The following is a 14,686-nucleotide window of genomic DNA, read 5'->3' as shown; positions in this document are numbered from 1 at the left end:
GGGCTGTCGCTTTGCGTTATGGCTTGCGTTTGCCTATCATTGACAACGGTTTTGGCAATTTTACTCAACCCAACTTTATCAGTAAAAGTTTAAGGATGATTATGAAGACTTTACAAGCGGGTGATAAAGCACCTGAGTTTACCCTACTTGACGCCAATGAACAGCAGGTAGCTCTCAACGATTTGCTAAAAGAAGGCAAAGTCTTGGTGTATTTTTACCCGAAAGCCATGACGCCGGGCTGTACTGTGCAAGCGCAACAGTTACGCGATCACCAAGAGGAACTGGCAAAGCGTAACGTGATCACCGTCGGAATTAGTCCAGATGCACCGAAACGTTTAGCGAAGTTCACCGAGCGTGATGAGCTTAATTTCACCTTATTAAGCGATGAAGACCACGCAATCGCCGAAGGTTTTGGCGTGTGGGGCCCGAAAAAGTTCATGGGCAAAGAGTATGATGGCATTCATCGCATCAGCTTTTTGATTGGCCAAGACGGCAAAGTAGAACAGGTCTTTGATAAATTCAAAACCAAAGACCATCATCAGGTTGTTCTTGATGCGCTTGATGCCTAATGCGGCATGACGTTACGAGCGTGCCGATTCCTCGCTCGCAGGGATCGGTACGTCACTCGATAAAGCAGTAATCACAGCTTTCACCAGACTCGCCAGCGGAATCGCGAAGAACACTCCCCAGAAGCCCCACAAGCCACCAAACACCAGTACCGCCGCTATAATATACACGGGGTTCAAATTGACCGCTTCAGAGAATAATAGCGGCACCAATAGATTGCCATCTAGGGCTTGAATAATCAGGTAGGCCAACATCACATAAGCAAACATGGCCGACCATCCAAACTGGAATAAAGCAACTAAGGCCACCGGTAAGGTAACTACTGCAGCTCCGATGTACGGAATCAACACCGACAAGCCAACTAATACACCTAAGAGTGCGGCGTAGCGAAGATCAAACAAGGCAAAGCAGATATAACTTACGCCACCGACAATCACTACTTCAATGGCTTTACCACGAATATAGTTCATGATCTGTAGATTCATCTCGTCGCTTACTTGCGAGATCAAACGGCGATTCGCCGGCAATGTACGGTTGATATGCCCAAGCAACTCACGCTTATCTTTCAGCATGAAAAACACTAGTAACGGCACCACAATCAAATAAATCAGCAATGCCATAAAGCCGACGATGCGACTTAGTGATTGACTGATGATAAGTTCACCAAGTGACAAGACCCGTTGGTTAATGTTCTCGATGAAATTGTGGATATAGGCTTCACTTACGTAGCCTGGGAACATTTCAGGCAAGCGATTTAACAGACTTTTCAACTCGGTGAACATTTGTGGAAGTTCACTGATCAGCGTAATGCTCTGCTGCCAAATCACCGGTACAAAGAACAATATCAGCAACACATTGAGAGCAATAAAGAGTGAGAACACCACTAAAACCGCTGCGAGACGGCTTAGTCCGACCGTTTGTAGGCGCTGAATCGGCCAGTCCAATAAATAAGCTAACGCAATAGCAACCAAGATTGGTGCCAACAAGTTACCGAAAAAGATAATCAGTAGAAACAGCACCGCCAACAGCAGGAATAGTGTGATAGCGTCTGGATCAGAGAATTTCCGTTGATACCAAGCCTTTAAGTAGTCCCACATAGCGCATGCTTCTCCTGATTTGGGCAGTGCTGCCGCCCATAATAGCCCCGTTTGCGGATTTTATACAGTTTAAACTATTCAAAACTGGGAACCTTTTCCCTATAGTGGACTCTATAACAACGCCGTACTCAGTGGGTTTCACAAACGTTATGTCGTACACCATCAAGGCGCGTATTGCGCCCCTCAGTTTTGCCTTTCTGCTCGCCTTTGGCGCATCGGGCGCAAGTGCTCAGCAAACGCGTTTGCCTGAGATCGGCACCGCTGGTGGTAGCGTTATGTCCATCGAGCGCGAGCAAGCTGTTGGCGACATGTACATACGTCAAATTCGTGCGTCCGCGCCGATTGTCGGCGACCCGGTACTAGAAGCCTATTTACACGATGTTGGCAGCCGCCTGGTGCGGAACGCCAATGACGTGCGCTTTCCGTTCACATTCTTTTGGGTTAACCAAGATCAAATCAATGCCTTTGCTTTTTTTGGTGGGCACATCGGAATTAATACCGGACTCATTGCCGAAACACGGAACGAGTCTGAACTGGCTTCGGTTATCGCCCACGAAATAGCGCACGTCTCACAGCGTCACATTGTCCGAAATATGGAGGCGATGGAAAGAAGTAGTTCACTATCTCTCGTCAGCTTACTTGGCGCTATTTTAGTAGGGATCGCCAATCCAGAAGCTGGTATAGCCGCCGCGCAAGCAAGTATGGCTGGAATGAAACAGCGTAGCATTAACTACACTCGGCTCTTCGAACAAGAAGCGGATCGCATCGGTTTAACTATTCTCACCGAAACCGGCTTTGATCCGATGGGGGCGCCGGACTTTTTTGGTCGCTTAGCCGAAAAATACCGTTATGTCAGCAAACCACCCGAAATGTTACTGACGCACCCGTTGAGTGAGTCGCGCATCGCTGATACCCGCGTCCGCGCCGAGCAACTTCGACAAAACCGTGACTTTAATCGGGACGAGAGTTCGTTTTGGCTCGCCAAGTATCGTGTACTTGTGCGTCATCTGCGTAATTACAATGCCGAAGCCGCACGGCGCGATATAAATAGCGACAACCCGGCCATCGCCAATGCAGCGCGTTACGGGCTAGCAATTGCGTTACTTGATAGTGACCAAGCGGAGGCTGCCGAACGCACACTTGCACCACTTTACCAACAAGAACCGTTGAATACCTTTTACTTGGATGTACAAACCGATATTTTACTCGCGCAAAAACGCTACGACGAAGTGCTGAGTATGTTGGCATTTGCCTACCAACGCATGCCCAATGAACAAACCGTCACCCTTAATTATGCCAACGCTGCGGTAAAAGCTGGAGAGCCCAAGTTGGCGATTCAATTATTACGCGAGTATTTAACCCGCGACAACGACAGCACGCTCGCTTACTCTCTACTCATTGACGCTCATCGTGAATTAGGTGACACCAGTGGTATGCACGAGGCAAATGCCGAACTGATGGCACTTTATGGTCAATTCGACCGCGCTATTGATCATCTCCACAATGCCCACAGTCGCAGTAGCAACCGCCTTGAGCAACGCCGCATTCAAGCCCGCATTGAACAACTCATGGCGCAGAAACAAGCAACCGAGACGATGCGTTAAGGTCGCGCATTAATTGCTCGTAACAACGAAGCTTCGGTCTGTTCCCCTAGTAACGGTCCTTTGACTTCCCCTTCTGGCGTCACAACGTAAGTTGCCGGTAGCATCTGCGGTGATGGAAACGGTAGCTGTGCCATTGGTTCATTGAGGATAAGCGGAAACTCAATGCCGTGTGCTTCCTGTAATGCCGAAAGTTCTTGATTATTTAAGCCATCAAAGCTCACACCAAATAGCTGCGCCTTGTCACTGTGCGCATGATAGAACTCGTTCAACTCTGGCAGCTCACGTAAGCAAGGTGCGCACCATTCGGCAAAATAATTAACGATGATGTACTGGCCTTCTAACTCGCTCCAGCGTAGCTGTTCGCCTTGATTGGTGTGAAAATCAGCAGCCGGTGCACAAGCACTGAGCAGACTGACGATGAGGGTGAGTTGTAACAGGCGTAGTAATCGACAATACATAGCAATTCCCGTAAGCTTCAACTAAATAACTGCGCTGTTTGCTATTCGCTGTTCGCTGTTTGTTTAAACCAAAAGCGAACGCAGTGAGCGTGCGAACAGCAAATAGCAAAAAACGTTTTTTCTTTAGGGGGTAGCATGTCTCAAGTTTCGATTTATCACAACCCACGGTGCTCTAAAAGTCGCCAAACCCTTGCACTTTTGCAAGAGCAAGGCATTGAACCTCAGGTTATTGAATACCTTAAAGATACGCCTGATGTCGCACAGCTAAAAGATTTGCTGAGTAAACTTGGTTTTGTTTCAGCGCGGGAATTAATGCGTTCTAAAGAGGACGTTTTCAAAGAGCTTGAACTCAAAAACGAAGATGACGAAGAAAAGTTGCTGGCGGCCATGGCGGAACATCCGAAGTTAATTGAGCGTCCGATTGTAGTGAAGGGTCAACAAGCTCGTTTAGGCCGTCCACCAGAAGCCGTATTGGAGATCCTCTAAATGAGCAGCGCGGTACGCATTATTATTCTTTACTACAGCCGTAACGGTGCCACTCAACAGTTAGCCGACGCCATCGCTAATGGTGTGAGTAAAACCGGTGCTGAACCGCTGCTGCGTACAGTCGCGTGTGAAGGTGATGCCGCGTGCCAACGTGATTTGGTCATTGATGCCGATGACTTAGCCGATTGTGCCGGTTTGATCATGGGCAGCCCGACTCGATTTGGTCACATGTACAGTGGCCTCCAGAAGTTTTGGGAACAGACATCGCGCGACTGGCTCAAAGGGGCTTTGGTCGACAAACCGGCCGCAGTTTTCACCTCAAGTAGTTCCATGCATGGTGGCCAAGAAAGTACCCTCCTCGCCATGGGGGTTCCCTTATTACATCATGGTATGGTCCTTATGGGGATTCCCTACACCGCTCCTGAATTACAACAAACTGACGCAGGTGGCTCCCCTTATGGCGCATCGCACGTTGAGCATGCTGCGGGTGCTAACCTAAACCACTACGAAAGCAAGCTAGCGGAACAACTTGGTGAACGTGTTGCGCGAGCGGCATTAAAGTTACAAGCTTAATTTCGAGAACCCTTATTTCGCAAAGGAAAGAAACCTATGAGTCCAAACATCTCCGGTTATCGTTGGCTGGCCTTGGTGAGCTATATTGGCTTGCTGAGCTGGGTACTGATTTGGCAGTTTGCAACCGACTTCAGTCAACAATCGGTACTTTTTAAATCTCTGGTTTACGTACTGCCATTACTATTCCCTTTACTGGGGATAATTCGAGGTAAACCTTACACGCACGCATGGGCCAACTTTATTCTGATGTGGTACTTCTTGCACAGCCTCACCATGCTCTACATTGCGCCTGAGCAACGTTGGTGGGCGGCTGTTGAATTACTACTCACTACCTTAGCTTTTGCAGGTTGCACATTGTTTGCCCGTAACCAAGGGCGAGCTTTAGGGCTTGGCTTGAAAAAATTAAAAGACGAGCAGGATGGTTGAGTCTGGGTTAGACACCTAAGACCGCTTTGACGAAGGGAATCGTCAATTTTCGTTGCGCGGCGATCGAAGCTTTATCGAGGCGCTCTAGGCGTTGCATAAGATCTTCTAAATCACGGCCAAGCCGCTGCACCATGAACTGCGCTGTATCACTGCGCAACTCTAACCCCATCGCGTGAGCGCGTTGCTGCAACGCCTGAACTTTTTCTTCGTCGGATAGCTTTTGCAGTTGTAACACGACTCCCCAACTCAAGCGCGACTGCACATCTGGATAAGCTGACTGTAATTGTGCTGGCGAGGTATTGGCAGTAACCAACAACCGCGTTGCGCCTTGGTCGCGGACGCGATTGAGTAATGCGAAAACTTCAAAACACCAATTTTGATCGGTCAGCACCGCGTCAATATCATCTAAGCAAATTAATGCGTAACTTTCTAAGCCACGTAAAATGCCCGCATCCATACTGTCCTTAAGCTCACTCAAGGGCAAATAGATGACATTTTCGGCTTGCTCGTTACAGACGGCATGGAGTAAATGACTCTTCCCGACGCCGGCGCTCCCCCACAAATACACTAAGGTGTCTTCACCGGCTCTGACCAAGGTATATGCCTCAGCATTTGGACCAGCAACCAAAGTCGCAAACGTTTGGTTGCTGGGCAGCTGCACGTTAAGCGGCAGTTGTTGTAGCGTCATCGCTGCTCAATCCACCGAAAAACGGCGTCGCCACTGTCGGTTTCACCACTAACAGCTTGTAGCTGCTTACTCAGGTCCATTGCTTGCCGAATACGCGCAGGATCAGCCTGCAAACGCAGCCTAAACTGGGCTGCTTGACCGTTGTAACGCACCATTTGCACATCAGTGACTGCGGGCATTGCACTCAGTAATTGTTCTGCCGCTATTGCTGACTCGAGGCGCCGTAAGTGATCAATGGTGACCGTCCACTCTTGGAGTGTGTCACTTGTACTGCCAATCCGATAACGCGCAGCGAGTTGATCGGTGACATCCCGAACAACCATGGCTCCAAGCTCACTGCGGTCCATGGCGCGGACACTTCCGCTCCAACGCAGTTCACCGATATGCAAGGTCCAATCACCAGACCAACGTTCCGGCTGTTGCTCAGTCACCTGACTTGGATCGGTACGATAAAACCGCGCCACGACAATGCCATCCGTCGAGTAACGTGCACTCGCAAAAGTGATGGTATCCATAAAACGTGCCCAAACATCAATAACCGAAACCGTCATGCTGTCGTTCAAATCAAGTAACGGGAGCTGTATCGGCAAGCCTCTGCGGGCAGCAGCATTACGCAATTGCTGAACCATGATCGCTTCGCTATCGGCACCTAACATTTCACGCTCTAAGTCATCGTTTTCAACCACTAACCAAACCAAAAGTCGTGGGCGTAAACTACTCCAAATGCCCGAACCTGCGGCTTGTATCAACTGATCGACTTGGCTTTGATCAAATTGCACCCACAGCCACAATTGCTCGTCTTGCTGGTAACCATACTGTACGACGTAGTCACGTACATTGCGCAGCGCTTGGTTAACCAATGGATGATCTTCTAACTGACTATCGCCGGAAAGTTTCAGCAACGTTGCTTGCAACGCCTCTTGTAACGCTTGCTGTCGCTCACTGGGAGACTGGCTGTTAACTTGCACACGAAATTGGTAAAGCTCTTTCAGCTCTACCGCAGCATGACCAACGCTAGGCGTAAGCAGCGTCATTCCACTTAAACCGACGATCGCCAACCAGAATAGCACTATGATCTGTCGCATATGTTTCCTATTAACCTCTTCTCTGCACATCATAAACAGCCCCTCCGCCGTGAGCAAGTAACAAGCTGTGGATAACCTCTTGACGTTTCCGAAAAAAAGCTTCCGTGTTACACTTTCCCTAATTTTCCGCTCTGTCGCTCACGCTTTCGCAAGGATCTGTTGGCATGCTCAAACAACAACTACGCGCCATTAGTTCATTACTCACCAGTATCACTCTCATTGGCATTTGCGTAGGCATGACCAGTACTTTACTGAGCTTGCGAGCAACCATCGAAAACTTTGGCACCTTAACCACTGGTGTCATCATGTCGGCCTACTTCATCGGCTTCTTGTTTGGTACCACTCGAGCGCCCAAGGATATTCGCCGCGTTGGCTATATTCGTGCGTTTGGTGGCTTGGCCGCACTTGCCGCAGCATCTATTTTGATCCAAGCCATTTGGATCGACCCGACAGTTTGGTTTGTCATGCGCTTTCTAACCGGCTTCGCCATCTCGGCGATTTTTGTCATTGTCGAAAGTTGGTTGAATACCATGGCTGATAATAAAAACCGAGGTACTTTACTCTCTGTTTACCTGGTTCTGATCTACGGTGGCTTGGTCGCCGGGCAGTTAATACTGGGTGTGGCTGACCCAGCTGGCTTCATGGCCTTTGCCATTATTGCGCTGTTGATCAATTTAGCGTTAATCCCAATTTTGATTAGCGTAACTGTTGAACCAACAACGCATGAACCTAAAAAAGTCCCTATTCGAAGCTTGTTCAAACTCGTACCACTGGGAATTGTGAACGCCTTTATCATGCAGGCTTGCTATGCCATGTTTTACGGTATTGGCCCGATGTACGCCACCTATATCGGCCTAAGCGTGTTGCAGGTTTCTTTGTTCATGGCCTCGTTCATTTTGGGCGGAATGCTCGCGCAAGCGCCTATCGGCTTATTGTCTGATCGCTTTGATCGACGCATCATCATGGCCGTTTGTGCCGGGTTAGGCGCAATTATGGCCTTTGTACTGGCGCAACTTGGCGCGTCAGTGGCTTGGCTTATCTACCTCTGTGTTGGACTCTTCGGTGCCTGTGTACTCCCGCTCTACTCGCTGGGGATGGCTCACACTAACGACTACCTTGAGAAAGACCAGATGGTTGGGGCAACCGGAGCCATCATTAAAATCGGTGGCGTAGGCTCCATTATTGGAGCCCCTGCCGTTGCCGCTTTGATGCAATTCGGTGCTGTCGACTACTTCTTCTTACTCATTATGGCACTCACCGCTGTCGTGTGCTGTTATTCGCTCTACCGCGTTACTCGGCGAGCGAAAGCCGACGACCAATTCAGTAGTAGCTACGCCATGTTGGCGCCCTCACAAACTTCAGACGAATTGCTGACGACTTTGGTGGATGAACATGAGTATCAAGTGGAGCTTGCCGAGCGCGAGGCTGAAGAGGAAGGCGATGAAGATGACGAGAAAGATAATGAAAAAGAGCGCTCAATTTCTTAAATCAAGCGCTCTTGGATACTTTACTCTGCTTTCAGCCAGCTACTAACGAGCGTCTGGGCTTCGTCAACAAGCTGAGCTAAATGCGCTTCACTGACAAAACTTTCGCAGTAAATCTTGTAAATCGGTTCGGTGCCCGATGGCCGCGCGGCAAACCAACCGTTTGCTGTAGTAACTTTCACCCCACCAATCAACGCATCGTTGCCTGGCGCTTTGGTCATAATAGCGAGCACATCATCGCCAGCCAACTCTTTAAGCTTGAGCTTGTAGCCGCGAATCGCTCCGAATGCCTTATTTTGCTCTGGGCTCGACGGCGCATCAACTCGGCGGTAGTAGCTCGTTCCGTGCTGTCCGCACAAGTGTTCGTAATAGTCACCCAGATCTTGTCCGGTAACCGCAACGATTTCAGCAGCCAACAACGCCAAAATGATACCGTCTTTGTCGGTACTCCACGGCTGCCCCTGCTTATCAAGAAACGTCGCACCCGCACTCTCTTCACCAGCAAAGGCGATGCTACCGTCGTGTAACGCTTGCGCAAACCATTTAAAGCCAACCGGCATTTCTTTTAATTCACGGCCATGTGCAGCAACGACGCGATCAATCATGGCACTCGACACGAGGGTCTTGCCGATAGCCGCTGAGGCTGGCCAATGACGATGCTTGCATAGATAGTCGATGGCAATAGCGAGGTAGTGGTTGGGATTCAATAAGCCATGGGTCGGACTTACGATTCCATGACGGTCATAGTCAGGATCGTTACCGACGGCCACGTCATAATCACCTTTCATGTGCAGAAGCGCCGCCATCGCGTAGGGTGACGAACAATCCATGCGAATTTTTCCGTCCTTATCGAGCGGCATAAAACGAAAGCTGGCGTCGACCTCATCGTGATAAATATCTATTTCAAGATCATAGTGTTCAGCAATCATCTGCCAATAACTGGCTCCCGCACCGCCCATGGCATCAACGCCAATGCGCAGATTTGCCTTACGAATTGCAGTGATGTCGATGACCTGCTCAAGATCGTTAATATAATCAGTGCGCCAATCCACTTGCTTCAGCAAATGACTCGCGCGCGTCTCGGCATAGCTCACCGCATTCACGCCCATTAAGTCTGACGACAATAACGCATTTGCATACTTTTCAATGATCTTGGTCACGGTACTGTCTGCTGGACCACCGTGTGGCGGATTGTATTTAAAACCACCATCGGTCGGCGGGTTATGCGATGGCGTGATCACGACGCCGTCAGCAAGCCCAGTCGAGCGCCCTTTGTTATAGCGCAAAATTGCGTGGCTGATCACCGGCGTCGGCGTGTAGCCATCATCACTTTGCACATGAACTTCAATACCATTGCCAATAAACACTTCCAAAGCAGTCATGTAGGCCGCCTCTGAGAGCGCATGGGTGTCGCGCCCCAGCATTAGTGGGCCAGTGATGCCCTGCTCTTCACGGTAGGCCACCAACGCCTGACTTACGGCTAAAATATGAGCCTCGTTGAACGAGCTATCGAATGCACAGCCGCGATGACCTGAAGTGCCAAACTGCACTTGCTGCGCACGTTGGCGTGGGTCCACTTCATTGACAAAATACGCACTTACTAACTTTGCGATATTGGTAAGATCTTCGGGGAGCGCTGGCTGTCCAGCGCGTTCATGCAAGGCCATTAGAGAAAATCCCTTATCCGTTCTGCTTGTGCTTGATCATACCCCAACTCTAATGCCACTTGGGTCAGCATCGATTTTTTGCGGGTGGTATTGTTGTTCGTTACCACATAAAATTCGGCATCTGGGATCTGCTTAGGATTGGTACTTGTGCCACTGGCTTCCAGCTCTGCAGCGCTGCGCGAAAAGTACTGCCGATCACGACCGCTAATTTGCAGCACCTTCGGAAAAGTTTGTGGGTGACATTTATGCAGCATGCTCAAAATATAGAGAAACCGCGCCACAACGCTCCGCTGTCCCGCCAAATCAGCACTGGTCATGGTGTCAAAAATGGTGCGCCCATGCGCTTGCTCAGCGACCGGTGGCTCGACTTCTGCACTCGTCGCTGTACCTTCAAGCCCCAACAGCCGACGTAAGATCGCCGAGGCACTCTCGCCAATGTTTTCTGTGTGACTTACCAAATAACGGTAGATGTCATCATCAATTTCAATTCGTTTGCTCATGCGCCTTCACTTCTTTTTAGGTTTATAGCTAGCACTATGCACGCTATTATACTCAACCGACCTCGAGGGTACAGGAATTCACTATGACTGATCAGCAAGAAAATATCGTTAATTACGAAATTATGGGCGACAAGGGCCCTGCCGTGCTACTTATTCATGGTCTCTTTGGCGATCTTGATAATCTTAAACGGCTCGGTCGTGATCTCGAACAGGACCATCAAGTGATCGTGATGGATTGTCGTAACCATGGGGACTCATTTCACAGCGAAACGATGAGCTATGCGGCTATGGCCGGGGATATTGAAGCTTTACTCAATCATCTTAACCTGGACAAAGTAAGCATTGTTGGTCATTCCATGGGCGGCAAACTCGCCATGGAGTTTGCGCTTAGCCACCCTCAACGCGTGCAAGCTCTGATCATCGCCGATGTCGCCCCTGCCGCTTATGATGCGCGACATCGCCACATCCTCGATGCCCTCGAAAATATTGACCTGAGTCAAGTAAAGACCCGACAAGATGCTGATCAACAGCTTGCCAAGGCAGTCGACGAACGCGGCGTGCGGCAATTTTTACTCAAAAATCTTAAGCGCGAAAACGAACAGTACCAATGGCGTCTGAATCTGCCCATTATTGATGCTTGCTACGCTGAAATATCTGGCGGGGTGCGCGAAGGCAGCTATGACGGCCCTGTCCTGTTCATCAAAGGCGGTGATTCAACCTACCTCACCGAAGAACACCGTGACGCCGTTAATTCGCGCTTTAGCGACGTTGATATCAAAATTATCGAAGGGACAGGCCATTGGTTACATGCCGAAAAACCTCGCATTTTTAACCGGCTAGCCCGTAGCTTTCTGGAGCAACATTCTCGCACCTAGGGGCCTAGCGTGTTATAATCGCCGAACATTTTTGGTCGAACTGGTAGCGCTGTTATGTTGTCAGAGCATTTTGAAACCATTGAGATTCTAGGTACCAATTTTGCTATCGCAATTTTGTTTGTACTCATCGGTTTGGCGATACAAGACGTATTAAAAAAAGGCGACGTGCCTAAGTTTGGCCGCTGGTTCGTCTGGTTGGTGCTCTTTCTTGGCTGTGCAGGTTTTATCGCTAAGGGCATCATTCAAGTTATCTGGGAGTCTGGCTTATAAGCCAGCGCCATTCATCATTTCGTTAGGGTAGTAACACGACTATGGCAAGTGTTGGAATTTTCTTCGGCAGTGATACTGGAAATACTGAAGCTGTCGCACAAATGATCCAAAAAGAATTAGGCAAACAGCTGATCGATGTATTCGATATTGCAAAGTCGAGTAAGGAAGACATCGCCAGCTACGATCTGCTCATGTTCGGTATTCCGACTTGGTACTACGGCGAAGCCCAGTGCGACTGGGACGACTTCTTCCCAGAACTCGAAGAAATCGACTTCAACAACAAGTTGATTGCGATTTTCGGCTGTGGTGATCAAGAGGACTATGCCGAATACTTCCTCGATGCGATGGGAACCGTACGCGACATCGTTGAAGCACGAGGTGGTATTATCATCGGTCATTGGCCGACGGCGGGTTACCACTTCGAAGCATCACGCGCTTTGGTCGATGACGATCACTTTATCGGCCTGGGTATCGACGAAGATCGCCAACCCGAACTCACCAAAGAACGTATCAAACAATGGTGTGATCAATTGCGCGAAGAGATGGCTCTTGACCAATTAGGTTAGAGGGTCATTCCCTTTCTGGTAAAACTTTGCCTATAATGGCGAAACGATTGACTAACTAAGTGAAGATAGATGAGCAGCAACGGCGAACAACAACTTAAAAAAGCAGGGCTGAAAGTCACCTCTCCTCGCGTCAAAATCCTCGAGATTTTGAAGAATCCAGACAATCAGCACATTAGCGCTGAAGACGTCTACAAGATCCTGTTAGAGAAAAACGAAGAAATTGGCTTAGCAACGGTCTACCGAGTGTTGAACCAGTTCGATGACGCTGGCATTGTGACCCGTCATCACTTCGAGGGTGGCCGCTCAGTATTTGAGCTAAGTGCCAAAGACCATCACGACCATTTAGTTTGTCTTACGTGTGGGCATGTGTTTGAGTTCGAGGACGACGTCATCGAAGACCGTCAATTGCAAGTTGCCCAGGCAAATAATATCAAGCTAACCAACCATAGCTTGTATCTGTACGGCGAGTGCAAAACCCCTGACACGTGTGAAAACAATCAAGCCGACGCTGACTAATCAGCGTCGTCGCTTGCCATACCATCGTCGCTAATTTTAAATTCGCCACGCTCATAGTCTTCAATGAGTGCCAACGCTTTGCCCGCATCCTCATCTGCAACCCACAATTTGGCAAAGCCACTTGCTGCGAGGTCACCTACCGCCCCCTGTAGGTAAAATCCGCCACTATGGCAAGCAATGTCGTGTGCTTCCAGAAGCCCTTTCACGAGCTCTGATTCAACCACATTATCGGCTTGAAAAACACATTGCATAAGCGTCCTTAGCGTTTCGCCCAGCGGCGAAGCAAATTGTTGTAGGTTTTGCTCAGTAAATCAAATTGCGCCGTTTTGCCATGCTGTTCAAACTCTTGGCGCATGGCGGTATACAGATCCAAACACATTTCACGCTGCTGTGGTTCACGCAAAACGCTTTCAATCCACCCTACCATAGCTATACGCGAGCCTTTGCTGACTGGGTTAACCCGATGCAGGAACTGGGTCGGATAAAGTAGCACATCGCCTTGTTCGAGTCGCCACGAACGTTCACCCGAGCTATCTTCGATAACCAATTCTCCGCCTTCATAGTCACTCAACGGTGTAATACCTAAGGTGAACGATAAATCCGTTCGCGTATCGCCCATCAACGCATCGTCCATATGGGTACCGTACGCTTGGCCTTGGTCATAGCGATTTATCATCACATTCACGAAGTTAGCCGGCCGAGCTGCAACTTTGACCAACTCGTGCTGTTCTAAGCGTTTATGTAATAAATCGATAAGCGGATGCGGCGCGCGGATCTGTTGATTATTTTTCACCTGTTTGGCCGCCCAGCCGGCACTTTCAAGGCCAGAAGTGAACTGCGCTTTGGCTAATTTGTCACGAATCACTGACAAGGTGCCACGGTCAATGACGTTTTCGATATGTAGGATCATAGGATGCGCTATTGAGAATGACTCTCATTTGTGGAATTATGTGCAGTATAACGAATCCCGTTAGAGACACGCAACCAAAGGGGTAAAGAATGTACGAGAAACGCAAAGTGTGGCTCGCCGTTGGCGCCGCAGTGCTAGGCAGCAGCGCCGCGCAAGCAAACAGCACTGACCTTGAGCCAATGCAACACCACAACATGACCATCGTCGCGCCGTTCGCTGGCGAGGGTGAAGGTGAAGGCGAAGGCGAAGGTTCGGGTATCGTCGATCTACGCGTAAACGATAGCGCCTACTTAGCACGTTTGGGCTTAATTCGCGGGCATTTGTACGTTGGTAAGAAGCTTTACGACCAAGGCCATTTAGAAATGGCGAAGACGCACATGAAACATCCCGAAGATGAGCTTTATGCAGCGCTAGTGCCGGCCTTTACCGCCCGCCGCGTTACGGGCTTTGGCGAGGAACTAAGCGCACTCGCTGACGCCGTCATTAAGGAACAAGGCGACGATGCGGTCAACACTGCCTATACCCACCTCGTCAATGCCATCACTGCAGCTGAGCAAGTTGAAAAGAAAGCCGTCAAAGACGTGTTGATGAGCCTCAGTACAATGTTACTGACAGCGGCCGAAGAATATGACATTGGGGTGAAGTCTGGAAACGTCGTCAACGTACACGAATTCCAAGATGCTTATGGTTTTACCACTATTGCCAAAGCTCGCATTGGTGAGTTAACTGAAGCGCAGCAAGATGCCCATGCGGCAGCGCTTGAAGAAGTCGAAGGTATTTTGGCAAACTTGCCAGAGCTGTGGCCGACCATTACGCCGGCAGGCACCGTCGAAGGGGACTCAAGTGAGTTGTATGGCGCCGCCGCTCGGATCGAGCTAGCGACGCTCAACTAATCGCTTACTTTCGACCATGAA

19 protein-coding genes are annotated in these 14,686 nt (G+C 49.5%); 11 read left to right on the top strand and 8 right to left on the bottom strand.

Annotated features, from left to right (window positions below; all coding sequences use genetic code 11):
• The first annotated feature begins 101 nt into the window (after positions 1 to 101).
• On the top strand, positions 102 to 569 hold the full coding sequence (gene bcp, locus CWI70_RS01480; RefSeq protein WP_126769903.1) for a thioredoxin-dependent thiol peroxidase: 468 nt from the start codon (positions 102 to 104) through the stop codon (positions 567 to 569).
• A 12-nt stretch (positions 570 to 581) separates the two neighbouring features.
• Here the strand turns inward: bcp and CWI70_RS01475 are convergent, their stop codons facing one another.
• Entirely contained in the window at positions 582 to 1,664 is a 1,083-nt protein-coding gene (locus CWI70_RS01475) for an AI-2E family transporter (protein ID WP_126769902.1), read from the bottom strand.
• Positions 1,665 to 1,813: 149 nt separating this feature from the next.
• Between CWI70_RS01475 and bepA the strand changes: the two genes are divergently transcribed.
• The gene (gene bepA, locus CWI70_RS01470) at positions 1,814 to 3,268 is read left to right on the top strand and encodes a beta-barrel assembly-enhancing protease (protein WP_126769900.1); all 1,455 of its coding nucleotides are present in this window, start codon (positions 1,814 to 1,816) and stop codon (positions 3,266 to 3,268) included.
• Here bepA and CWI70_RS01465 read toward each other — a convergent pair.
• Complete coding sequence (locus CWI70_RS01465) at positions 3,265 to 3,726, bottom strand: TlpA family protein disulfide reductase (RefSeq protein ID WP_126769898.1); 462 nt, start codon at positions 3,724 to 3,726, stop codon at positions 3,265 to 3,267. The genes bepA and CWI70_RS01465 overlap by 4 nt on opposite strands.
• A gap of 135 nt (positions 3,727 to 3,861) precedes the next feature.
• On the opposite strand from CWI70_RS01465, the gene arsC reads away from it, so the two are divergent.
• From arsC to CWI70_RS01450, 3 genes are read left to right on the top strand one after another with little or no spacing between them, the layout of a single operon-like run.
• Complete coding sequence (arsC, locus tag CWI70_RS01460; protein WP_126769896.1) at positions 3,862 to 4,212, top strand: arsenate reductase (glutaredoxin); 351 nt, start codon at positions 3,862 to 3,864, stop codon at positions 4,210 to 4,212.
• Positions 4,213 to 4,785 (top strand): NAD(P)H:quinone oxidoreductase, encoded by a 573-nt coding sequence (gene wrbA, locus CWI70_RS01455; RefSeq protein WP_126769894.1) that lies wholly within the window; start codon positions 4,213 to 4,215, stop codon positions 4,783 to 4,785.
• 36 nt (positions 4,786 to 4,821) lie between these two features.
• Positions 4,822 to 5,211 (top strand): DUF2069 domain-containing protein, encoded by a 390-nt coding sequence (locus tag CWI70_RS01450; RefSeq protein WP_126769892.1) that lies wholly within the window; start codon positions 4,822 to 4,824, stop codon positions 5,209 to 5,211.
• A 7-nt stretch (positions 5,212 to 5,218) separates the two neighbouring features.
• Here CWI70_RS01450 and hda read toward each other — a convergent pair whose 3' ends face one another.
• Together hda and CWI70_RS01440 are read right to left on the bottom strand one after the other, a co-directional pair.
• Positions 5,219 to 5,899, bottom strand: coding sequence for a DnaA regulatory inactivator Hda (hda, locus tag CWI70_RS01445; RefSeq protein WP_126769890.1), 681 nt, complete (start codon positions 5,897 to 5,899; stop codon positions 5,219 to 5,221).
• Positions 5,896 to 6,984, bottom strand: coding sequence for a DUF2066 domain-containing protein (locus CWI70_RS01440; RefSeq protein ID WP_157980843.1), 1,089 nt, complete (start codon positions 6,982 to 6,984; stop codon positions 5,896 to 5,898). Before CWI70_RS01440 ends, hda begins: the two co-directional genes overlap by 4 nt.
• 164 nt (positions 6,985 to 7,148) lie before the next feature.
• On the opposite strand from CWI70_RS01440, the gene CWI70_RS01435 reads away from it, so the two are divergent.
• Complete coding sequence (locus CWI70_RS01435) at positions 7,149 to 8,471, top strand: MFS transporter (RefSeq protein WP_126769887.1); 1,323 nt, start codon at positions 7,149 to 7,151, stop codon at positions 8,469 to 8,471.
• A 20-nt stretch (positions 8,472 to 8,491) separates the two neighbouring features.
• Here the strand turns inward: CWI70_RS01435 and pgm are convergent, their stop codons facing one another.
• Positions 8,492 to 10,135, bottom strand: a complete 1,644-nt coding sequence (gene pgm, locus CWI70_RS01430) for a phosphoglucomutase (alpha-D-glucose-1,6-bisphosphate-dependent) (RefSeq protein ID WP_126769885.1) — start codon at positions 10,133 to 10,135, stop codon at positions 8,492 to 8,494.
• Positions 10,135 to 10,635, bottom strand: a complete 501-nt coding sequence (locus CWI70_RS01425; RefSeq protein ID WP_126769883.1) for a replication initiation regulator SeqA — start codon at positions 10,633 to 10,635, stop codon at positions 10,135 to 10,137. Before CWI70_RS01425 ends, pgm begins: the two co-directional genes overlap by 1 nt.
• A gap of 83 nt (positions 10,636 to 10,718) precedes the next feature.
• Between CWI70_RS01425 and CWI70_RS01420 the strand changes: the two genes are divergently transcribed.
• From CWI70_RS01420 to fur, 4 genes are all read left to right on the top strand, one after another.
• Complete coding sequence (locus tag CWI70_RS01420) at positions 10,719 to 11,510, top strand: alpha/beta fold hydrolase (RefSeq protein WP_126769881.1); 792 nt, start codon at positions 10,719 to 10,721, stop codon at positions 11,508 to 11,510.
• 54 nt (positions 11,511 to 11,564) lie between these two features.
• Entirely contained in the window at positions 11,565 to 11,780 is a 216-nt protein-coding gene (locus CWI70_RS01415) for a DUF2788 domain-containing protein (RefSeq protein ID WP_126769879.1), read from the top strand.
• 41 nt (positions 11,781 to 11,821) lie between these two features.
• A complete protein-coding gene (gene fldA, locus CWI70_RS01410; protein ID WP_126769877.1) occupies positions 11,822 to 12,346 on the top strand; it encodes a flavodoxin FldA in 525 nt (174 codons plus the stop codon).
• A gap of 69 nt (positions 12,347 to 12,415) precedes the next feature.
• Positions 12,416 to 12,862 (top strand): ferric iron uptake transcriptional regulator, encoded by a 447-nt coding sequence (gene fur, locus CWI70_RS01405; protein ID WP_126769875.1) that lies wholly within the window; start codon positions 12,416 to 12,418, stop codon positions 12,860 to 12,862.
• Here the strand turns inward: fur and CWI70_RS01400 are convergent.
• Positions 12,859 to 13,113 (bottom strand): putative signal transducing protein, encoded by a 255-nt coding sequence (locus CWI70_RS01400; protein WP_126769874.1) that lies wholly within the window; start codon positions 13,111 to 13,113, stop codon positions 12,859 to 12,861. The genes fur and CWI70_RS01400 overlap by 4 nt on opposite strands.
• A gap of 8 nt (positions 13,114 to 13,121) precedes the next feature.
• Positions 13,122 to 13,772 (bottom strand): Fe2+-dependent dioxygenase, encoded by a 651-nt coding sequence (locus CWI70_RS01395; RefSeq protein WP_126769873.1) that lies wholly within the window; start codon positions 13,770 to 13,772, stop codon positions 13,122 to 13,124.
• Positions 13,773 to 13,861: 89 nt separating this feature from the next.
• Between CWI70_RS01395 and CWI70_RS01390 the strand changes: the two genes are divergently transcribed.
• Positions 13,862 to 14,665, top strand: coding sequence for a hypothetical protein (locus CWI70_RS01390; RefSeq protein ID WP_126769872.1), 804 nt, complete (start codon positions 13,862 to 13,864; stop codon positions 14,663 to 14,665).
• Positions 14,666 to 14,686: the final 21 nt, after the last annotated feature.

This window comes from Pseudidiomarina homiensis (genome assembly GCF_003987225.1).
GTDB lineage: Bacteria > Pseudomonadota > Gammaproteobacteria > Enterobacterales > Alteromonadaceae > Pseudidiomarina > Pseudidiomarina homiensis.
This window is presented reverse-complemented; position numbering and strand designations above follow the sequence as displayed.